Annotated in this window: 20 protein-coding genes; 14 read left to right on the top strand and 6 right to left on the bottom strand. The window is 34.4% G+C overall.

Annotation, left to right across the window (positions count from 1 at the left end):
- Positions 1-44: 44 nt before the first annotated feature.
- Positions 45-1880, bottom strand: a complete 1836-nt coding sequence (locus GJV76_RS07285; RefSeq protein WP_155091982.1) for a GNAT family N-acyltransferase — start codon at positions 1878-1880, stop codon at positions 45-47.
- A 187-nt stretch (positions 1881-2067) separates the two neighbouring features.
- Here GJV76_RS07285 and GJV76_RS07280 point away from each other — a divergent pair, with 187 nt between their 5' ends.
- The 3 genes from GJV76_RS07280 (at position 2068) to GJV76_RS07270 (ending at position 5278) form a co-directional block, all read left to right on the top strand.
- On the top strand, positions 2068-2829 hold the full coding sequence (locus GJV76_RS07280; RefSeq protein WP_155091981.1) for an exodeoxyribonuclease III: 762 nt from the start codon (positions 2068-2070) through the stop codon (positions 2827-2829).
- 31 nt (positions 2830-2860) lie between these two features.
- Positions 2861-3766 carry an OmpA/MotB family protein gene (locus GJV76_RS07275; protein WP_155091980.1) on the top strand — a complete coding sequence of 302 codons (906 nt, stop codon included), beginning with the start codon at positions 2861-2863 and terminating at the stop codon, positions 3764-3766.
- Positions 3767-3970: 204 nt separating this feature from the next.
- The gene (locus GJV76_RS07270; RefSeq protein ID WP_155091979.1) at positions 3971-5278 is read left to right on the top strand and encodes a mechanosensitive ion channel family protein; all 1308 of its coding nucleotides are present in this window, start codon (positions 3971-3973) and stop codon (positions 5276-5278) included.
- A 50-nt stretch (positions 5279-5328) separates the two neighbouring features.
- On the opposite strand, the gene xseB is transcribed toward GJV76_RS07270, so the two are convergent.
- Together xseB and xseA are read right to left on the bottom strand one after the other, a co-directional pair.
- Positions 5329-5523, bottom strand: coding sequence for an exodeoxyribonuclease VII small subunit (gene xseB, locus GJV76_RS07265; protein WP_155091978.1), 195 nt, complete (start codon positions 5521-5523; stop codon positions 5329-5331).
- The gene (gene xseA / locus GJV76_RS07260) at positions 5493-6971 is read right to left on the bottom strand and encodes an exodeoxyribonuclease VII large subunit (protein WP_155091977.1); all 1479 of its coding nucleotides are present in this window, start codon (positions 6969-6971) and stop codon (positions 5493-5495) included. The genes xseB and xseA overlap by 31 nt, the downstream gene beginning before the upstream one ends.
- Positions 6972-7472: 501 nt before the next feature.
- Here xseA and dut point away from each other — a divergent pair.
- The 6 genes from dut (at position 7473) to amaB (ending at position 13911) form a co-directional block, all read left to right on the top strand.
- Positions 7473-7910: a dUTP diphosphatase gene (dut, locus tag GJV76_RS07255; RefSeq protein ID WP_155091976.1), complete on the top strand. Its 438-nt coding sequence runs from the start codon at positions 7473-7475 to the stop codon at positions 7908-7910.
- Positions 7911-7942: 32 nt separating this feature from the next.
- A complete protein-coding gene (locus GJV76_RS07250; protein WP_155091975.1) occupies positions 7943-8953 on the top strand; it encodes a sugar phosphate nucleotidyltransferase in 1011 nt (336 codons plus the stop codon).
- 89 nt (positions 8954-9042) lie between these two features.
- A complete protein-coding gene (locus GJV76_RS07245) occupies positions 9043-9825 on the top strand; it encodes a DUF4292 domain-containing protein (protein ID WP_155091974.1) in 783 nt (260 codons plus the stop codon).
- Between the two features lie 15 nt (positions 9826-9840).
- Positions 9841-11097 carry a murein hydrolase activator EnvC family protein gene (locus GJV76_RS07240; protein ID WP_155091973.1) on the top strand — a complete coding sequence of 419 codons (1257 nt, stop codon included), beginning with the start codon at positions 9841-9843 and terminating at the stop codon, positions 11095-11097.
- 14 nt (positions 11098-11111) lie between these two features.
- The gene (locus GJV76_RS07235; RefSeq protein WP_155091972.1) at positions 11112-11648 is read left to right on the top strand and encodes a 3-hydroxyanthranilate 3,4-dioxygenase; all 537 of its coding nucleotides are present in this window, start codon (positions 11112-11114) and stop codon (positions 11646-11648) included.
- Positions 11649-12363: 715 nt separating this feature from the next.
- Positions 12364-13911 (top strand): L-piperidine-6-carboxylate dehydrogenase, encoded by a 1548-nt coding sequence (gene amaB / locus GJV76_RS07230; RefSeq protein ID WP_155091971.1) that lies wholly within the window; start codon positions 12364-12366, stop codon positions 13909-13911.
- A 711-nt stretch (positions 13912-14622) separates the two neighbouring features.
- Here the strand turns inward: amaB and GJV76_RS07225 are convergent.
- The 3 genes from GJV76_RS07225 to GJV76_RS07215 are packed head-to-tail and all read right to left on the bottom strand — an operon-like array spanning position 14623 to position 17099.
- Positions 14623-15180 carry a DUF3575 domain-containing protein gene (locus GJV76_RS07225; RefSeq protein ID WP_155091970.1) on the bottom strand — a complete coding sequence of 186 codons (558 nt, stop codon included), beginning with the start codon at positions 15178-15180 and terminating at the stop codon, positions 14623-14625.
- A 41-nt stretch (positions 15181-15221) separates the two neighbouring features.
- On the bottom strand, positions 15222-15956 hold the full coding sequence (locus tag GJV76_RS07220) for a metallophosphoesterase (RefSeq protein ID WP_155091969.1): 735 nt from the start codon (positions 15954-15956) through the stop codon (positions 15222-15224).
- A gap of 3 nt (positions 15957-15959) precedes the next feature.
- Entirely contained in the window at positions 15960-17099 is a 1140-nt protein-coding gene (locus GJV76_RS07215) for a DUF5929 domain-containing protein (RefSeq protein ID WP_160339722.1), read from the bottom strand.
- A gap of 166 nt (positions 17100-17265) precedes the next feature.
- Between GJV76_RS07215 and GJV76_RS07210 the strand changes: the two genes are divergently transcribed.
- From GJV76_RS07210 to GJV76_RS07190, 5 genes are all read left to right on the top strand, one after another.
- Positions 17266-18270, top strand: a complete 1005-nt coding sequence (locus GJV76_RS07210) for an AAA family ATPase (RefSeq protein ID WP_155091968.1) — start codon at positions 17266-17268, stop codon at positions 18268-18270.
- A gap of 88 nt (positions 18271-18358) precedes the next feature.
- Positions 18359-19222, top strand: a complete 864-nt coding sequence (locus GJV76_RS07205; protein WP_155091967.1) for a DUF58 domain-containing protein — start codon at positions 18359-18361, stop codon at positions 19220-19222.
- A 5-nt stretch (positions 19223-19227) separates the two neighbouring features.
- Positions 19228-20847 carry a BatD family protein gene (locus tag GJV76_RS07200; RefSeq protein ID WP_155091966.1) on the top strand — a complete coding sequence of 540 codons (1620 nt, stop codon included), beginning with the start codon at positions 19228-19230 and terminating at the stop codon, positions 20845-20847.
- Positions 20848-20849: 2 nt separating this feature from the next.
- Complete coding sequence (locus GJV76_RS07195) at positions 20850-21851, top strand: vWA domain-containing protein (RefSeq protein WP_155091965.1); 1002 nt, start codon at positions 20850-20852, stop codon at positions 21849-21851.
- A 7-nt stretch (positions 21852-21858) separates the two neighbouring features.
- Positions 21859-22902, top strand: a complete 1044-nt coding sequence (locus GJV76_RS07190; protein WP_155091964.1) for a VWA domain-containing protein — start codon at positions 21859-21861, stop codon at positions 22900-22902.
- Positions 22903-22909: the final 7 nt, after the last annotated feature.

Below are 22909 nucleotides of genomic sequence, written 5' to 3'. Positions count from 1 at the left end.
TAGTGTACACTAAGCCCTTTCTGTTGAAATTAAATATATAAAGATTAAATACTCTTCTCTCTTTCTCTTTGTTGATTTTCCTCTTGAATCTTGCGTTCAAGTTCTGCCTCAAACTCTTCCATTACAGGTTTAACAGTACTTTCAGGTAGATCGGCAATCTTAATATACATCAGACCATCAATAGCATTATTAAATAAAGGATCAACGTTAAAAGCAATTACCTTTGCATTTTGCTTAATATACTTTTTAATCAAAACAGGTACTCTCAACTTACCAGGTTCAATATCCTCAATAACTTTATCAAATTTATTCAGATCTGAATCTGTCTCATTAAAAATTAAATCGCGATCAGATTCCTTTAGATTGACCTTATACTCCATTTTAGGAGTAACATACTGAGCAATGAAAGGATCAAAATAGTGAGATCTCATAAACTCAATCATCAACGATTTAGAAAAATCGGAAAACTGATTACTAATACTCACACCTCCTATTAAATACTTGTGTTCAGGGTATCTCAGCGTTGTATGCACAATCCCTTTCCAAAGTAAGAACAGCGGCATAGGCTTTTGTTGGTACTCCTTAATAATAAAAGCACGCCCCATTTCGATAGATTGAGCCATCATTGGATACAATTCAGACTCAAAGCGAAATAATTCGTTCAAGTAAAAACCGTTAATACCGTGTTTCTTGTAAATCTCAGATCCTAATCCCATACGATAAGCTCCACAGAGTTGCTCAGCTTCTGAGTCCCACAAGAACATATGGTGATAATAAGAGTCGTATTGGTCAATATCGGTTGAATTATTTGTTCCCTCTCCTACTTCTCTAAAAGTAATCTCTCTTAAGCGACCTATCTCACGCATAATTGTCGGTATCTTATCTGACTTACACAAGAAAACCTCATAATTCTTAGACTGAAGTAAACGGAAATCACCTTCTCGAAGTGCTTCGATTTCAGACTTAATAGTATCATTCGAAGATGGAGATGCAATTTCTTTTACCGTTTTCGGCAACTTAAAATTAAAGGAAGGTACCTTAATCCAACGATTGATATCACCTTTATAAGCATTAGACAACAAATAAGTTTTAAACCTCAAAAAGTTACCATAATCTGATAAATCATAATGCTCATTTTGTTCTTCAACTGAAATTGGACGACCTATGCGTATCTTGATTGTACGATTCTTCTGAGTTAACAATTCTGAAGGAAGTTTAGCGGTACGCAAAGTTGGATTTATCTTAGATAAAAAATAAAACAACTTACTATTCTGTGCGTGAAAATAAATAGGAACGACAGGAACATTAGCTTTCTTAATCAGCTTAATTGCCCCTTCCTCCCAAGGTTTATCAACAACTAATTTACCATCCTTATAGGTAGACACTTCTCCAGCAGGAAAAATCCCTAAGGGTTTTCCATCACTTAGATGGCGAAGTGTATCTTTAAGACCTATCACACTAGACTTCGCATCCTTGTTATTCTCAAAAGGATTAACAGGCATAATGAAAGGCTTAAGAGGCTCTATCCTGTGAAGTAAAAAATTAGCAATAATCTTAAAATCAGGATCGTGTTCCATCATCAATTTAAGCAACAGAATACCGTCTATGCCACCAAGAGGATGGTTAGAAATAGTAATATAAGGACCTTTTTTTGGCAGTCTCTTTAATTCTTCTGGATCTATCTCAAAATCAATTTGAAACTCTTCTAAAATAGCATTTAGGAACTCTAAATCGTTAAGATGCTTATTCTTATTGTAGATCTTATTTAATGTAGTAATCTTAAGCGTTTTCATCAACATCCAACCAGTCAATGTGCCAAAAACACCGTATTTGTCAACATTAATTGCCTTAGCTACTTCTTTAGCTGTTACTAACCCCATTTAATAATCATAATTAATAATACAAATATACTAAAATATTTAGGCAATCTCTTTTATTTCAACATAAGTAGCTGATTTTTACTCCAAAACCATTTAAAAAAAACCTAAATAACTGATTAAAACATACATAAGTAATATAGCATAAACTTATAATTTTTCTATTTTTGGGCTATTAAAACAATTTAAAATGAAGATAATATCATATAACGTAAATGGAATACGTGCTGCAATCAAAAAAGGATTCATTGATTGGATACAAGAAGAAAATGCAGATGTCATTTGCTTACAAGAAACTAAAGCGAAAGAAGACCAGATTCCAGTAGAGGACTTAGCTGCTGCAGGGTATCCATACCAATATTACTTTTCAGCAAATAAAGCAGGCTATAGTGGTGTAGCAATATTGAGTAAACACAAACCCAACAATGTAGTTTATGGGACGGGAATAGATTATATGGACTTTGAAGGAAGAAATGTAAGAGTTGATTTTGACGATATTTCAGTGATGTCTTTATATCTACCCTCAGCATCAAACATTGATCGTTTAGACTTTAAGTATCAATATATGGATGATTTTTTCACTTATATAACAGAACTTAAGAAGGACGTACCTAATCTCGTTATCTGTGGAGATTACAATATATGTCACCAAGCTATTGATATTCACGATCCAGTTCGCAATGCTAAAGTATCAGGATTCTTGCCAGAAGAAAGAGCATGGTTAGACAAGTTTATCAACAATGGGTTCATCGATAGCTTTAGAATGTTTAACAAGGAACCACACAATTATAGTTGGTGGACCTATAGAGCAAATGCAAGAAACAACAACAAGGGATGGCGAATAGATTATAACCTCGTAACAGAAACGCTAAGATATCGCATCCAATCTGCGTCAATATTAGCTGACGTTGTACACTCTGACCACTGTCCTATTTCAGTAGTTATAAAATAATAAAGGCAATATAAAACGCAAAAGCTAAAAAATGAATCTTAGAACGATCGTACTCGGCCTAATAGCCACGGCATTACTTTCATCATGTGTAACCCGAAGATTATACAACGATTTAGAAGAGCAATATCAAGAAGCACTCAAAGAAAACGACAATCTCTCTAATGACTTAGCTATGCTTAATAGTTCTAATAGTGATTTAGAAAAAGGGAAGAAAGAACTTGCTAAACAGTTAAAGGAACTGCAAGAAGAACGCAAGAACCTCAATGCTGAAATCATAGCTGCTGAAAATCGCTTAAAGGATTTAGAACAGTCGTATAAAACACTACAAAAAAATAATCGCGATGCTTTAGAAGCTGAAGCGGCACGCTTATCTTCAGCCAAAAGTGAACTTGCAAGTAAATCAACTCGTATAGCGGAGTTAGAAGCTATACTTGCAGCGAATGACAAGCAAATGCGCGATTTGAAAGAGAGCTTATCATCAGCTTTAAACGCTTTTGAAGGAAAAGGTTTAAGCATAGAACAGAAAAACGGCCGTGTATATGTATCGATGGAAAACAAGTTGCTGTTTCGATCTGGAAGTTGGTCTGTAAACCAGGAAGGAGCTCAAGCAGTCAATGAATTGTCAAAAGTATTAGCAAACAATCCTCATATAACTGTGTTAATAGAAGGACATACAGATAACGACAAGATTGTTGGCCAATTAGGAGAAGGTGTTAAAACAAATTGGGACTTGTCTACAAAACGAGCCCTGGCTATCGTTGAAATTATAACCTCTAATCCAGATATAGTCAAAAGCAATATAACTGCCGCAGGGCGAAGTGAATATGCACCATTACAATCAAACGATACACCAGAAGGTAAGGCGAAAAATAGGCGAATTGAAGTTATACTTACCCCTAACTTAGACAAAATTAATTCAATGCTAAATGCACTATAATATAAAATGAGATAACAATTGTTATCTCATTTTTTTAATATACCTAAACAAAATACAGAAAAACAAAAAACACTACTTATCACAACTTAAAATCATAAGTTAAAAAAGAAAAACGTAGCTTAAAAACAACTAAACTTGCATAACAAAATAATAATGTTATATTGTTAAAACACATTAGAATAGTAATTAAAAAACAAATACAACTTGAATTCAATTACAATAGATAACATCATTGATCCTGAAAACTTTAACGGGCTGTACAATTGGTTCTACAAAATGATCAAAGCATTTGGGTTAGGAGAATACGAAACTCATATCACGACCACTATTACCCTACTGTTAACCTTCACTGTTATAATGTTTATATTTGACTATGTACTCAAAAACATTATTATTGTATTAGTGAAGTCATTTGCTATTAAAAGTAAAACCAAATTCGACGATATCTTAATCGAAAATAAGTTACTACACAATTTTACGCATCTTATTCCTGTTTTTGTAGCTAAGATATTCTTTCCAATATTCTTTAAAGGCTTTCCTAATCTAACCCAATTCATGATAGCTGTAACTAATATATTATTAATTATAGCTTTGACTTTGGTATTGAGATCAGTCATCAAGAGTATCAGAGATTACGCCAAAACAAAACCAAAATTAGCAGACAAACCCATTGATAGTTATTCGCAAGTTTCGTCAATATTCTTATATTTCTTTGCTGCAATTTTTATCTATACAACTATTACAGGTCAATCACCAGCAAATCTCTTTTTATCCTTAGGAGCAGCATCGGCTATTCTAATGTTGGTCTTTAAGGATACAATAATGGGATTTGTGGCGAGTATTCAAGTTTCAACCAATGATATGGTAAGAGTTGGTGATTGGATTGAGATGTCAAAGTTTGGTGCAGATGGAACTGTGTTAGAGATAAACTTGAGCACTGTAAAGGTTCAGAATTTTGACAAAACAATTACGACAATACCAACCTATTTTCTAATTAGCGATTCCTTTAAAAACTATAGAGGGATGCACAATGCAGGAGGAAGGAGAATTAAGAGGAGTATCAATATTAAAATGTCCTCTATCCGCTTTTTAGAAAAAGATGAAATAGAGAACCTCAAAAAGATTCAACTATTAAAACCTTATATCGAAGAAAGACAAAAGGAGATTGAAGAATATAATGCCAACACTGGTGCAGATCAATCAATGCCTGTCAATGGCCGAAGAATAACAAATATAGGAATGTTTAGGGCTTATGTATTGAGATACGCGCAACAAAACCCCCATATCCACAAGGAATATTTCTTAATGGTAAGGCATTTACAACCTACAGAACATGGATTGCCAATTGAACTATACATGTTTACCAATAGTACACAATGGGTATTCTACGAAAATGTCATGGCAGACATTTTTGACCATGTTTTTGCAGCAGTAGATTATTTTCACCTTGAAGTATATGAATTACCATCTTCTGACGACGTGAGACAATTCATTTCAAATAGTAAACATTAAGAGATTTACAGTCAATCACTTGATCATCAATACACCACCCAAGTGATTGACTATAAACCTAATTTCTCAATAATATTCTCTACTTTTAACTCTGTATTAGATAGCTTCTCCTTACAGAATACAATCAGCGTAGAAGCTCTTTCCACCTTAACTGCCAAATCATCAATTGTCACTTGGTTATCCTTTAATTCGCTTAGAATAGCTTCTAATTCTTTTACTGCGCTTTCATAGGTAAGTGTTTCCATTTTTCTTTCTCTTTTATATCTTTAATTACAATTTCGAAACGTTTATTAAATACATCCACTTGAATGACATCCCCTTCACGAAGTGAAGTAAATTCATTAATTGTCTTATTCTGATACCAGACAATAGCCAGTCCCATTTTCATCAGTGAATCCAAGTCGTATAAATTCGGAATCTGCTCCAAGTGTTCTACTCTGAGTTTTTCCTTTTTCAAAGTCGAAGAAACCCTCAACTCCAAAACCTCACGGAGTTGTGCTATGTTCTGCTTATTACTTCTCAGATTCTCACCAAACAAGTACGCTACCAGGCTTCCCTTCTCACGCAGTTTGTTGCGTTCAGTTAAACAAATTGAACTTGGAGCATAATGTATGGTTTGACTTGCAAGGTTAATCGCCGAACGCTCTTTTTGAATCCGTCCATTCGATTCAACAACAAGCAAATTAACATCCGATTTTAGCTTGTTCTTCTCATACAACAACACTCTTGAAGTTTCAATTTTCAAATGAGAACTAAGTTTTTCTAATACATGTCCCTGAATCTCAACTTGCTGCTTGGCAATAGAAGTGATACTATCATAAAGGCTCTTTACCTGCGTGTGAAACTGAACAGCTCTTTCAACAATAAAAGCAGCGACAGCACTGGGTGTTTTAAACCTTTTATTAGCCACAAAATCAGCTACGGTTGTATCGACTTCATGACCAATACCAGTAAATACAGCTGTGTGCAATCTCGCTAATACTTCTGCCAAGGCATAGTTATTAAACTCATCCAAGTCCAAAGCTGCACCACCTCCCCTTAGCAAAACAACAACATCATAGGTATTTTCAGGAATCTGATTTAGCTTATTAATAATTTCCACATGAGCATTATCTCCCTGTACACGACAATCAAAGTAATCAATATCGAAGGCAAATCCATACTCATTGTACTCCAACTGATTAATGAAATCAATATGCCCAGCAGTATTCAAGGATCCAACTAAAGCAATCTTCTGAATAACAAGAGGAAAAGAAAGCTTCTTATTCAAATCGAGTAATCCATTAGCCTCTAACTTCTTAATTGCCTCTTGCTTTCTTCGTTCAACTTCGCCTAATGAGAAACTCAAATCAACGTCTAATACATTAACCGAAAGACCAAAAACCACATTATAAACAACTTCACATAAACACAAGATTTCAGCACCTTCTTTTAGAATATTATTTGCCTCTTTATCCAACTTAGAATAGATGACATTCGCCACGTGATTCCAAATGGTTCCCCTTGCTTTAGCAAGAATAACTCCGTCACTATTCTCTACCAATTCTAAATAAACATGCCCTCTCCTATCTCTCTTAAACTGAGAGATCTCCACTTTCATCCAAAAAGTATGTCCAGATATAGACTCGTCAAATATCTGTTTTACCCTACCTAAAATAGTACTTAATGTAAACCACTTGATTTCCTCTTTCACGGCAAAAAACTTAGACTAACAAAAATACAACCTTTATATCAATATAAATAAAGATGCTTTGCTACTAACTTTAGCATTACACACAAAAGTCCAAAACACCATATAACAAACTGATTAACAATAACAAACAACTCTAAAAAAGGGATTTATAAAATAAGTTGTCAATTGCCTTTCGCTGATTACAAACTACTATAGAAATTGTTTTGAATCACTTAAGCACTTTTGGGTATAAGAAAGCCATGGCACTCTTCATCGCAAAAGTGGAACTTATTATAGCATTTACTAATCAAATACAACAAAAGTAAATAGTACCTAAAGTTACCATTGAAACCAGGTCTATACCTTAGAAAAGCGAACAAAAACACCCATAATGAAATCAAATTATTTGAAAATTAAAACTCATAATACAGCAATCACAGGGATATATTGTCTACTAATAGGAGTAATATTATTTACTTAGCTATAACTTTTTTATATTTGTGACCTATTTAAAATTAGACTATGACTACAGTAAAAATTATTAATAAATCCCAACATTCTTTACCAAATTACGAAACTGCACAATCTGCAGGTATGGATTTGAAAGCAAACTTAAGTGAAGCAGTAACTTTGGGAAGTTTAGAAAGAGCAATTATACCTACAGGATTGTACTTAGAACTACCTGAAGGATATGAAGCACAGATACGCCCTCGAAGCGGATTAGCTGCAAAAAAGGGAATCACTCTATTAAACAGTCCTGGGACAATCGACGCAGACTATAGAGGAGAAATAGGAGTGATTGTAGTCAACTTATCCAAAGAGCCATTCACAATCGAAAATGGAGAGAGAATCGCTCAAATGGTTATAGCAAAATATGAACAAATTGCTTGGCAACCCGTTGAAGTATTAACTGAAACCACAAGAGGAGAAGGTGGATTTGGAAGTACAGGTCGCAAATAGTAAAAGAAAATATTAATAAAAAGATTTAACAAATGAAGATTATAGTTCCAATGGCAGGACGAGGATCTCGCTTACGCCCCCATACACTTACAGTACCTAAACCTTTAATACCAATAGCAGGAAAGCCGATAGTACACAGATTAGTAGAGGATATTGCTAAGGTTTTAAATGACAAGATAGAAGAAATAGCATTCATTATTCACGAAAGCTTTGGAAAGGATGTTGAGAAAGATCTGATCACTATTGCTGAGAAATTAGGAGCGAAAGGAACCATTTGTTATCAAAATGAAGCATTGGGAACGGCTCATGCTATCCTATGTGCTAAAGAAAGTATGCAAGGACCAATTGTCGTAGCTTATGCAGACACATTATTCCGCGCTGATTTCAACTTAGACAAAGATGCCGATAGCGTTATTTGGGTTAAGCAAGTAAAAGACCCAAGTGCTTTTGGAGTTGTAAAAATGAATGACAAAAAGCAAATTATCGATTTCGTGGAGAAACCGAAAGAATTTGTTTCAGATTTAGCAATTATAGGGATTTACTATTTCAAAAGTGGAGAAACTTTACGCAGTGAATTAGAATATCTCTTGGATAATAATATCATCAAGGGAGGAGAATATCAGCTAACTGATGCCTTAGAAAACATGAAACAGAAAGGAATGTTATTCATGCCTGGGCAAGTAGATGAATGGATGGACTGTGGTAACAAAAATGTAACAGTAGACACCAACAATAGAATGCTTGGTTTCTTAGAAGCTGAAAATGCAAATTACATTTCTCCAACTGTAGTAAATGAAAACAGCACAATCATACCACCTTGTTTTATTGGAGACAATGTAGTTTTAAGAAATGCTACAGTAGGTCCAAATGTTTCCTTAGGAGAAAACACAAAAGTAGAAAATGCGACAATCAAAAACAGTTTGATCCAAACAAACTCAATTATTCGCAATGCAAACTTAGACAATGCGATGGTAGGAAACCACGCTGTCTATGATGGCAAACACACTAATATAAGTATTGGAGATTATTCCGTTTTAGAATAAAAAATCTTAAATCCGTTTTAAAAGCAGTTTAAAACGGATTTTTTTTAGTTATATTGGTTCATTAAACCCGTTTAAGAAGCAAATTTGATATGAAAAAAATCTTGTTGGTGGTATTTTGTCTTACCCTTTTAGTAGCTTGTAAAAAAAACAAGAATAGTTTAAACCTTGACGAAGGCAATGCGACAAATACAAAAACTGTCCTTACTATCTTAAATGAACACAGTAAACACGCACAGAACTTTAAGACAACCTTAATTCGAAGTTCAGCCTCTTATGAAACAGATAAGCAAAGTCAAAAGTTTGCTATAGACATCTCCATAGAAAAAGACAAGCAAATCATGCTCAATATACGCTACATTGGTTTTCCAGTAGCTAAAGCGTTGATCACACCTGAGCAAGTTCAATTCTATGATAAGTGGAACAAAGTTTACTTCAAAGGCACCTTTGATATCCTTACGCAATGGATTGGTACTGAATTGGATTTTAACCGATTTCAAAACCTATTACTGGGACAAGCGCTCGATAGCAAAGACAAAACAAACAACCTTCAATCAAGTATTGCAGAAGGCTTACATAAAATAGAATCAACTATCGATACTGATGTACAATCTACCTATTATTTCGAGGACAAAAATGGCCTGTTGAAAAAAGAAGAAATTTCGGAACCACAGCAAAATAGAAAAGTAACTATCAGCTATCCAAATTATCAGCGAATTGGAAAGTACACAGCGCCTACTGAAATAAATATTAAGGCTGAACAAGAAAAAAGCATAAATTTGAACATTCGTTATGAAAAGGTAACATTTAATGAAAAAACCAATTTTCAATATAAAGTACCAAGCGGATACAAAGAAATTAAAATAAATCAATAGGGAACCTCGCTACATATGAGAGCAAAATATATTACAATAGCACTACTACTTACATCTGCATTCAGCTGGAGCCAACAAAAAGAAACTCAAGCACAACTTGAACGCAGAAAGCAACAGATTATGATCGAAATCAAGTCTGTGCAAAAGCTATTGCAAGTAGAGAGAACAAAAGAGCGTAATATATTATCCGAAATAGAAGAATTCAATCGCAAAATATCCCTTAATCGCCAATTGATCAATAATGTTCAACAGCAAATTACGGTAACGACAAACAATATCGCGAAAACTCAAAAAGAGATCAACGTACTTGAAGCTGAATTGGAGAAACTAAAAAAGGACTATGCTAATATTATAGAAAAATCCTACAAAAGTAAATCCAATCAAAGCCGCATAATGTACATACTGTCGTCAGATAGCTTTCTGCAAGCTTACAAACGCCTACAGTATATGAAACAATATGCTGAATACCGAAAAGAACAAGGGGATGAATTACAGGAGAAAAAAGAAGTTCTCGATAAAAAGATTGCCAAACTTGCCATAGATAAAGAAAAACAAAGAGTTCTGCTTGAGGAGCAAAAAAGCAATCAAAAAGCATTAGAACAAGATTTAAGTTCACAGACTAATTTAATGGAAATCGTCAAAAAAGATCAAAAGAAATACAATGACGAGATTAAAAAGAAACAAGAACAAACAAAAGAAATAGACAAAAAAATACAACAGCTTATCCGCGAAGCAATTGCCGAGGCAAATAGAAAAGCAAGAGAAGCAGCAGCCAAAGCGGGTAAGACAACGACTAAGTCAACGGCGACTTCATCGTCAGCTACATTTGAATTAACTCCAGAAGGTAAATTAGTCGCTGATAACTTTAAAGCTAACCAAGGAAAACTTCCTTGGCCAGTAGAAAAAGGATATATATCACTGTCGTACGGAGATCAGCCTCACCCAGTACAAAAACATTTGACTATACACAATAGTGGTGTAGAAATCTCGACTGAACAAGGAGCACAAGCAAGAGCTGTTTTTCAAGGAGAAGTCCTACAAGTCCAAGTATTACCAGGGGGAAATAAGGCTGTACTTATTCAACATGGTGATTATATCACAGTATATCAAAACCTAAGTGAAGTATACGTCAAAAAAGGAGATAGTGTAAGTCTGAAACAAAGCATTGGTGTCATTAATACCAATAGCAGTGGTAAGACTGTCTTAAAATTCTTATTAACTCATAATGCGGATATTAACAATCCACAATCTTGGTTGAGTAGAAGTAATTAAAAAGGCTTAAAGCAATGAGTAATCAAAAAAGTATCAATATATATAAATGGATTGAAGATAATAAAAACTTACTTCAACCTCCTGTAGGCAACAAAAACATCTATCCGTTATCAGATGACTATATCGTTATGGTCGTTGGAGGACCGAATGCTCGTAAAGACTTTCACTATAACGAAGCAGAGGAGTTTTTCTTTCAACTACAAGGGACCATCTACATTGACATTCAAGAAAATGGCGAGCGAAAAAGAGTCACTTTAGAAGCAGGTGATATCTATTTATTGCCAGCCAAAGTTCCACATTCACCAATTAGAACAGAGAACTCAGTTGGCTTAGTGATTGAAAAGAAGAGAGCGAAAGGACAAAATACGAAAGATGGATTATTGTGGTATTGCGAGCAGTGCAACCACAAACTACACGAAGTCTACTTTGAACTAACAAACATAGAAACTGACTTCTTACCCCATTTTAACGACTTTTATTCCTCAGAAGAATTAAGAACGTGTAAGAACTGTAACCACATTATGGAATCAGACCCAAAATTCACTAAGTGAAATAACACTTAATCTATCCATATAAAAAATCCCCATTGTTATTTAAAGATAACAATGGGGATTTTTCTTTAACGAACTAAAAATTTCATATAGCAATGCATCAGCTATTCCAAAGATAAGTGACTATGCTAAAAATATAGTCCGTGAAAATTCTCTATTCCGTAAATGCTTGTACATTACTGAAAGATTAGCAGTTACTAAACAAACCAATTTACCCCAAGAACACATTCAAAATAGAGCCTTAATCCCCTCTACGAAGTAGATAAAATGACTAATGACTTAAAGACCTCCTAAGTACAAAAAAAGAGGCAATACCTTGGGAGTTTTTTGCACCTTTCTTGGGGTATTCTTGCACTTTTCTTCGGAAAAAGGGGTGTTTTCCGAAGAAAACTCCCAGAAACCCCTAAGCATACCCAGAAAAAGTGCGAGGAAAACAACACAAATCACCATTCTAAAACAAAGCAATAAACAATTCGAATAACAAGAAACCACAATGCCTCGGCTATCCCCTATTGACTGCCCAAGACGAAAATTATAAAACACGGCTATGAAAGGTTCAAAAAAACACGTATAGCTATGATAAAGCGCCTTAAATGAATGAAATAAGTAAACTAATCAAACAGTAATCTCAAAGATTTTAAGACACTTATAATCATTTGCCGCAATTTTTATATATTAGCAATCAATCAACTATAAAAACCTAATAAATTAGAAAATGGCAAACTTAAATAACCAATTTGGTATTGAAGAAGCTTTACAGAAGCTTGGCTTAAAAGAAATAAATCACGGTTCATCTACGGGATTAAATTCATTTTCAAATGGAAAAATAATTGAATCTTACTCTCCAGTAAATGGCGCTTTAATTGGCAAAGTACAGGCATCTACTGCTGATGATTATGAAAAAGTAATGCAAACGGCAACGGAGGCATTTAAGACTTGGAGAAATGTACCCGCTCCAAAAAGAGGAGAAATTGTTCGTCAAATAGGTGATGAATTACGCAAAAACAAAGAATATCTTGGAAAGCTTGTATCCTATGAAATGGGAAAAAGCTTACAAGAAGGATTGGGAGAAGTACAGGAAATGATCGATATCTGTGATTTTGCAGTAGGTCTTTCTCGTCAGTTGTATGGCTTAACGATGCATTCTGAAAGACCACAGCATAGGATGTATGAGCAATGGCACCCGATAGGTGTTGTTGGTGTTATTTCAGCATTCAACTTCCCAGTAGCAGTTTGGAGTTGGAATACAATGATTGCATGGGTTTGTGGAGACGTTTGTGTATGGAAACCAAGTTCAAAAACGCCTCTATGTGGAGTAGCATGTCAAAATATAGTATCTAAAGTTTTCAAGGAAAACAATATTCCTGAAGGAGTATGTAACCTCGTAGTTGGGAACGAATGTGGTGATTTGATCAATAATGATCACCGTATCCCGTTAGTTTCCTTTACAGGATCAACACGCATTGGCCGACACGTTTCAAAAACCGTAGCTGAAAGATTTGGAAATACCATCTTAGAATTAGGAGGAAATAATGCTATTATTGTTTCTGAACATGCAGATATCAACATGGTTTTAGTTGGTGCTGTTTTTGGAGCAGTAGGAACAGCAGGACAACGCTGTACAAGTACAAGACGCCTTATCGTACACGAAAGCGTATATGACAAAACCATTGAAGTACTTCAAAAAGCGTATGCACAGTTAAAAATAGGCAACCCTCTTGATGCAACTAATCACGTAGGTCCACTAATTGATAAAGGCGCTGTTCAAGATTACTTAAACGCAATAGAAAAAGCAAAAAAAGAAGGAGGTAAAATAATTGTAGAAGGAGGCGTTCTTTCAGGTGAAGGTTATGAAAGTGGATGCTATGTAAAACCGTGTATCATAGAAGGTAAAAATGATTACGAAATCATACAAGCAGAAACCTTTGCCCCAATCTTATACGTTATGAAATACAGCGATATTCAAGAGGCAATAGCTATGCAAAATGGCGTTCCTCAAGGATTATCTTCATCTATATTCACTACTAACATGAGAGAAATGGAATTGTTCTTATCTCATGCAGGATCAGATTGTGGAATAGCCAATGTCAATATCGGAACATCTGGAGCTGAAATCGGTGGTGCATTCGGAGGAGAAAAAGAAACAGGAGGTGGTAGAGAATCCGGATCAGATGCTTGGAAAGCATACATGAGACGTCAAACCAATACCATCAATTACGGAACTGAGTTACCTTTAGCTCAAGGTATTAAATTTGATTTCTAAACGAATAGATAATAAATACTTATCGCAATACACAGAAAAGGGTTCACTGAGTGAACCCTTTTTATATTTTATCTCTATAAGCTACAATGAATCACGCGCTATACACTATTCTGAGCCGTATTAACGAACGCATCTACCAATCTTACAAGGATTTAATTAATTTTAAAAAAGAGTACAAAACTAATCCCTCTGCAATCAAAATTAAAAGTAGGTTGAAATAAAAGTCAGCATTGTTAAGATACATTTCATAGTTCAAAAAACTAATACCACTCCCCTTAAAAAAAGAAAGGTACAAACTAAAAATAAGTATAAAAAAGAAGCAGACAAGTGCTCCCGTCTTTTGAAATCTACTCATAACAGATCATATTTTAGGTAATTAATACTAGTCCTCATTGCTAATTATATACTACTACTGAAGCAGGCACGGTCGATCAAAGAATTAAACTCAACTACTCCAGGCAGAGTCAAAACAGCAACCTAAGCCAGTAATGTAGTACAGTGAAATAGAGTATTCCCTTTAAAAACATCCTTGAACAATCACCTAAATTTACACTAATTCACACTAAAAGAATTATACAAATCAAACATTAAACCACCAATAATGAAGTGAATAACAGACAAATAAGCACAATCAATATAGGGCATAAAGTCAAAAAAAAGGAGTTCCTTGAAGGAACTCCTTTTGAAAAAGTATTTATCTCTTATTACGTTCTAAAATCTATATCCAATATTGATACCTGCATTAAACTCAATAGCTGAAAAGCGGTCGTTCACCTCACTACTGAAGTTTCTTGCAATATTTGCAAATGGATTGATAGTAAATGAATCACCCAAAGCCCATTTGTACCCTACTCCAACACCAAATATGAAACTGTCCATATCTACTTTTACAGTTTGATCTACAGCATCTATTTCATTCCATTTATCTTCTTCAAAGTTTCCAAATCTGTATTTCAAAAAAGGAGTAACCACATAACCACTACCATTAGCACCAGTCTTACCTCCAAAGTAATAGTTGTAATTAACCATTAAACTATTTGTCTTAAACTTTTGATTCTTACTGTTCTTTTCAGCGTGATAAGAAAATCGATCATTGATATTGAAATTTGCACCGATCGATTGGTTATGATCGATAAAATGTTCGTACCCTAACTCAACAGAAGCTAATACTAATGTATTCAAAACATTTATTTTAACCTCATTTAAAGCCTGTGCTTTTGCTCCAAAAGTACAAGCTAAAAACATTAGTCCTAAAAATAGTTTTTTCATATTCTAATTTGATTTAACAGCAAATATAATAAAATACTCAGTTATTTATGGTTTCTACCTTCTTCATCTGGATACATAGCGGCCACGGTGTCACTTTGCCAAAACTCCTTAGAATCAATATCAAGTATGGATATCTTTCCTAAAAAAGCAGCTCCTGTATCAATATTCCACACATTAGCAAAGTTTGTTGGTTCTGTAAAACCAAAGTGAGTCACTGGTGTGTGACCAATGTATACTTCGCTGTGATGCTTTAAGCGTCGAGGGTACAAGATATCATCTGGAAAAAGATTCGCATTCATACTCATGACAAGCTCCCACAAAGTACGATCCCAATACAGACTTTCTTCAAAATGTTCATCCGTAATACCTCTTGGATTAGTAAACCCGGCATGTACAAACAATCTATTTTTGTCATCAATATAGTAATTCATTAAAGAGTCAAAAAAATCTAAATGTTTCTGTACCTCTATTTCACTTAACTGACTATACGATTTCATAGAGGCATCTCCTCCATTATACTCCCATAGTTTATTCGTTTCTTTCGTTCTTAACCAATGTACCAAAAGCGTTTCGTGATTTCCTCGAAGAAAGATACACTTCTGTTTTAGTTTTAATTCTAATAGTAGGTTTACTACTTGAGCGGATTCGCTCCATCCATCTACATAATCTCCTAAAAAAATAAGAGTATCATTTGCAGTGACATTTGCACGGTCTAAAACTTGTAGCAGAGCCTTATATCCACCGTGAATATCACCAATAACAAGTGTTCTATTCATTACCTAATCCATTTCATATTTAAGCTTACGCAAGATACGCATTACTTCTTTAAAGGCTACAAACAATTGAGGATCACTGTGTTTTTTTAGGTAATCTTTAACCTCGAGTAGTTCGTCAATAGCTTTGTCGAAACCATTGAGGTAACACAACATCATATTGAAACACAATTTGTTTAAAACGCGTTCTTCTTTAGAGGTCAATCGCATTTCATTTTGGATTTTATAAATGACATTCATACTACTCCCATAAATATGCCCTAGTATATTTCGATTGTAGCTGGGCGGATCAAATAATAAAGTATTTGAAATACCATAAGTTCCATTGTCGTAAAAGTGAATAGCTACCTCTTCGAAAGGATAATAAGATGTTTTGTCATTCAGACCCAAATTTAGATACTCAGTAATAACAAATTCATTGTCGTCATAGTAGATAGTAACAGCATCCAAATCAGAGTAAAAAAGCTGAATCTGCTCGTTGACAAACAGGATATCCACTCGGGAGTAAAAAGGAGTTCCGCGAACTTTCATTTTGTTTCCAGCCCAACAAATGATAAACTGCTCCTTAAAGACACTATATCTGGCTTTTAAATCCTTGTGAGTATCAGCTACAAAACTGACAACTGTATCTAAAAGCGTCTTAAAGTCGATCTGTGAAACATTCTCGATACTTGTCACAACTTTGCTATTATCTTCGATAGGTACCTTTTCATTCGGAACAGAAGTACTCCCAACTCTGTAAAAAAAGGTCCCTTCCTCTATCTCATTAATTTTTCTTTTAAACGTAGTTAGAAGTCCATTTGGCTTAATCGTCACTAATCCAACTACCTTATCCTTAGGCAATAAACCAAAAGGAACATTGTCGTAGACAATGCTGGGTGCATTCTCCAAATAGGCGTTTACGAGATTCTGAATTTTACTATCGTCATAAAAATCTACGCCCGTAATATAATTATCTGTATCTTCAATGCCCACAAGCAAGTAGGAATTGTTGTTAGGGTTTGAATTAGACAAGGCACAGATATGTTTTAGAAACTTAGCTTTGCCTGACTTAGTATGTAGATTAAGCTGTCTTTTCTTATCGTAGAAGCTATTTTCGTCGTAATACCCGAGTATATTTTTAATTAGTAAACGTTTGTTAATCACATCATTTCAATTTTACTTCTTAAAATTATAAAAAGAAAGTCATAATTCACGCTTAATTACAAATTAAGCATTTTACATTTAACCATATATTAACAACTATATAAAGAATATTTTTCCAATTTGCGTAAAGGTTTAAAAAAGAGTCTATTTAACAAAACAAACAAGTATGGATAATACAGCTTCAAATTATGATATTCGTGAATTAAACGAATTAATTGAAAGAGAAAGTTCTTTCATTGATTTGTTGACAATGGAAATGAACAAAGCTATTGTAGGACAAAAACATATGATTGATCGTCTATTAATTGGATTGATAGGACAAGGTCATATTCTACTTGAAGGAGTACCAGGTTTAGCAAAGACCTTAGCTATTAATACACTTTCAAAAGCAGTACATGGAAGTTTTAATAGAATTCAGTTTACTCCAGACTTACTACCTGCGGACGTTATAGGGACAATGATTTACAATGTAAAGGAAAATGATTTCAGTATCCGTAAGGGGCCAATCTTTGCCAATTTTATATTAGCAGATGAGATAAACCGTGCACCGGCAAAAGTACAGTCTGCACTTTTGGAAGCGATGCAAGAGAAACAAGTAACTATCAGTGATGAGACATATAAATTAGAGCAACCGTTCTTGGTAATGGCTACCCAAAACCCAGTTGAACAAGAAGGTACTTATCCATTACCAGAGGCTCAAATGGACCGTTTCATGTTGAAAACGGTGATTGACTATCCAAAGTTAGAGGAAGAACGCCTTGTTATTCGTCAAAATTTAGCGGGAGAAAAACCGCAAATAAACCCTGTTGTAACTTTAGAACAGATCAAACGAGCTCAAGAGGTTGTTAAGAAGGTATACATGGATGAGAAGATTGAAAAATACATCTTAGACATTGTATTTGCAACAAGATATCCTGAGCAATTCAAATTAGAAAAATTAAAACCACTTATTAGTTTCGGTGCTTCTCCTCGTGGAAGTATCAACTTAGCAACAGCTGCCAAGTGTTATGCGTTTATTAAGCGCAGAGGCTATGTTATTCCAGAGGATGTACGCGCAGTAGTAGTAGATGTATTAAGACACAGAATTGGAGTGACATACGAAGCTGAAGCTGAAAATATCACTTCATTAGATATTATAAATCAAATTGTAAATGAAATAGAAGTGCCTTAATAATTAAGGTTCTTCTGGTAATTGATTTAACCTATTTGTACTGATCTACAAATAGGTTTTGAAGTTTGAACATTTTGAAAGATATGCTATGGATACCAAAGACATTTTAAAGAAAGTCAAAAAAATTGAAATAAAAACAAAGCGATTAAGTGATCATATATTCTCAGGGGAGTATCATACTTCCTTTAAGGGTAGAGGGATGACTTTCTCCGAAGTTAGACAATATCAGTTTGGGGACGATGTAAGAGCAATAGACTGGAATGTAACGGCAAGATATAACGAACCTTATATCAAAGTCTTCGAAGAAGAACGCGAATTAACACTAATGTTAATGGTTGATGTTAGTGGCTCTGAAAACTTCGGGTCAACAGATACTTTTAAAAATGAAATCGTAACCGAAATAGCAGCAACTTTAGCTTTTTCAGCTACACAAAACAACGATAAGATTGGTCTAATTCTATTTTCAGATCAGATAGAGCTATTCATTCCTCCCAAGAAAGGAAAAACGCATGTTCTGCGTATTATTCGCGAATTATTAGATTTCAAACCTAAGAGTCAGCATACTGATTTAGCACATGCGTTAGAGTACGCTACGAAAGTTTTAAAGAAAAAAGCTATTGTTTTTGTCCTTTCAGACTTTATCACACCGAACTTTGAATCTACATTGAGGATTACTGCAAAGAAACACGACATTACTGGTATTCGCGTCTATGACAAACGCGAACAAGAAATACCTAATGTCGGTTTAATAACAGTATTTGATGCTGAGACAAGAGAAGAAGTGGTACTCAATACTTCAAGTCAAAGTACGCGTAAAGAATATGAAGCCTACTTCCAGAAAAAGGAAAAGAAATTCTTAAAAGTATTTCAAAAATGTGGAGCAGGTACAATCAACATAGAGGTAAATGACAGTTATGTAAAAAAACTCTTAGGCTACTTCAAATCAAGATAACAATCATGAAAAAGGAATTTCTATATATACTCACAACTTTATTATTTTTTAGTAGTACGCTGTACGCTCAAAATAGAATTGAGTCTAAAGTAGATACCACTCAAATAAAAATAGGTGATAGTTTCTCCTATACAATTACAGCCCATACTAAAGAAGGGACAAAGATTACTTTTCCTGAAACAGAACAAATTGGAGCTTTTGAAGTCATAGAGAACTATCCGACAGATACAGTTGTAAAACAAGATGATATAGAGTTAATCAAGAAGTATGATTTAACGCAATTCGATGAAGGTTCCTACACTCTTCCGCAGGTACCAGTCATTGTAGATGCATCAATGTTCAAGACTGATTCGGTAAGAATTAACGTATTACCTGTACAAGTAGATACTCTAAAAACTCCATTATATGAAATTAAGGGTATTTCAAAAGAGGGTGCATCATTTTCTACTTACTGGTATTACATCATTTTCGTCGTTTTATCCATCGTCGTAGGTATAGCATTGTACTTATTCATTAAATACAAGCAGGAGAAAAACCTAACTGAGGACGATAAATATAAAACCCCTTATGAGAAAGCAGTCAAGAAATTAAAAAAACTTGAGGAGAAAAAGAACTGGACGAGAGGAGATGCTAAACCATATTATTCAGAGATGAGTAATGTCGTAAGAAACTTTCTTGAAGATACATTTGATATTTCTGCAAGAGAAATGACCACCTATGAGATTATGATACTCTTAAAAAACACTTTAAGAGATAAGAATATCAAACTAAAACCAGAGGTTATCAATGAGTTCAAAAGAATTCTCGAAACAGCTGACTTAGTAAAGTTTGCCAAATCTCAACCAACTGAGAGTGAAATCCAAGGAGATACGAGTAAGATACAGGGAATCGTAGATAAGATTAACGAGGCTTATCCTATATCTGCAGCTACTCAGACAGAGCGAATTAGAAGACGAGAAGAAAGGAAAAGACGCCGTATGCGCTTTCGTATTTGGTTGCCAATTGGCGTATCCGTTTTCTTAATGTTACTTACAGGAATAGGCTATTACTTCACTACTGCAAGTGAAAGAGAGTACAGTCTATTTACGTTTAACAACACAAAGAAACTATTGGAAAAAGAATGGATTAGTAGTACGTATGGGTCAAATCCAGGTATCACTATTACTACTCCAGTCGTGTTAGTACGCAAAAATGAAACTGTAATTCAAGAAGCGAAACTTGATGGTTTAGAATCAATACAGCAGTTTAGATTCAAAACTTTGGAGGACCCTATCAGTATGATATTGAGTAATTCAGTAACGACTAAAGAGTTCAAATCAACTGAGAAGGAAATAATCGCTCATGCGATAAAGGCAATTACGCAAAATTACAAAGTAACGGATATACAATATGAGGAAGATGACTTTGAGAACTCAAAAGGTATAGTAGGTACAGAAGTATTTGGTAGTTTCAAATTAGAAGATACGGAGACAGGTAAAATAGAAGAAATAGAATTTGAAGGAGTACTGACCCAATATGGTGAGAACCGTAGTCAGATATGGGTTTTCTATCGAAATAATGATAAACTTGCAGTTGAATTAGTTCAAAGAGTATTTGAATCAATTCAATACAATGAAGAAAAATGATAATGAAAAATGTAACTTTTTTAAATCCAGAGTTATTTTGGCTTTTTCTATTGCTACCAGTGGCATTTTATATTTGGTATATCAATAGAAAAAAACAACATGCTACAGTAAAGTTAAGTACGACAAAAGGAATAAGAAATAGTAAATCAATTCTCATAAAGCTACTACCTGTATCTATTGTACTAAGGCTATTAGCTTTATCAACCTTGATTGTAGCATTAGCACGACCTCAAATAATCAGTGTGGATCATCAGATACATTCTACACATGGTATAGATATTATCATGGCAATGGATATCTCAGGAAGTATGTTAGCGAGAGATTTACAGCCTAATCGATTGGAAGCCTTGAAAACTGTAGCTGCTGACTTTGTCAAACAACGCGTAAGTGATCGCATAGGAATTGTAATCTACGCTGCTGAAGCTTATACAAAAACTCCAGCTACAAGTGATAAGCCACTTATCTTAAATGCACTGCGCACCATAACGTATAGCAATGAAATTGAAGATGGTACTGCTATTGGCGTAGGATTGGGAACAGCGATAAACAGAGTAAAAGATAGTCCTGCTAAGAGTAAAGTCATTATCCTATTAACAGATGGAGTAAATAATACGGGAGCAATTGATCCTATATTGGCAGCAAAAATAGCAAAGGAATACAACATAAAAGTTTACACTATTGGTATAGGTACAAATGGTTTGGCAGATTCACCAGTAGGTATGAAACCTAATGGAGAAGTTGTATATGAAAAAGTCCAAGTAGAGATTGACGAAGAATTAATGAAGGAAATCGCTCAGATGACAGGAGGACAATATTTTAGAGCAACTGACACAGATAGCTTAAAAAATATTTATGAAGAAATCAACCAATTAGAGAAGACAAAAATAGACGAGCAAAAGTTCGTTAATACAGATGAGAAATTTCACTTGTTTGCTTTAATAAGTTTTATTCTCTTAAGCATTGAAATAATACTAAGAAAAACTCTTTTTAGAGGATTTATATAAGTTTATTATGTGGGAACTTGATAATAAAAAATACTTTCTTTTATTAATTGTAATTGCAGCAATTGTAGGTCTTATCATTGCTGATTTGCTATGGAAGAAAAGAAAGCAATCTACTTTTGCTACGCACAAAGCAATGAAAATATTAGCGCCAAACAGATCTAAGAATAAGTCAATCATCAAGGCTGGTCTTTATCTTATGGCATTAGTTTCGATTGTAATAGGATTAGTTAATCCGAAAATTGGAACCAAATTGATAACAGTCAAACGTCAGGGTATTGACATTGTATTTACCTTGGATGTTTCTAAGAGTATGCTTGCAGAGGACATGGCGCCAGATCGTTTGGCTAAAATGAAACAACTGGTTTCACAGATTATCAATAATCTCGGACCTGATAGAGTTGGAATAGTTGGCTATGCTGGAACAGCTTTCCCGATGCTTCCAATTACAACAGACCACTATGCTGCAAAAATGTATTTGCAAACCATGAATACGGATATGGTATCCTCTCAAGGTACCGCTTTTGAAGATGCAATCTATGAAGCGAGTAACTTTTATGATAACCCAAATACCAGTAAAGTGATGATCCTCATTTCTGATGGTGAAGATCACGGAGAAGAAATGGATGGCGCTATCGCTATTGCTTCTCAAAAAGGAATAAAGATTATCACTATCGGAGTGGGTACTGAAAAAGGAGGTCCAATACCTATTCGCACTGCCAAAGGCGTTGAGTATAAAAAAGATTGGGACAACGAAATTGTGATTACAAAACTCAATCCAAATACTTTAAAACACATTGCAGAAAAAACGGGAGGCAAATATTACTATGGATCTAATACCCAAGAAGTCGTTGATTTAGTTAAAAATGACTTGAATAAGATTCAAAAAACAGACTTTGAATCTCAACAGATTTCTGAATATCAATCACAATTTCAGTGGTTTTTGGCATTTGCATTTATTTTAATTTTCATTGACTTATTCATTTTAGAGCGCAAAACACAATGGATGAAAAATCTAAACCTGTTCAATGAAAAGAATGAAGATAATGATTAATGATTTT

The sequence above is a fragment of the Myroides albus genome (assembly GCF_009711045.1).
Taxonomy (GTDB): Bacteria; Bacteroidota; Bacteroidia; order Flavobacteriales; family Flavobacteriaceae; genus Flavobacterium; species Flavobacterium album_A.
Note: the sequence above shows the minus strand (reverse complement) of the source record. Positions and strands in the feature narration are given on the sequence as shown.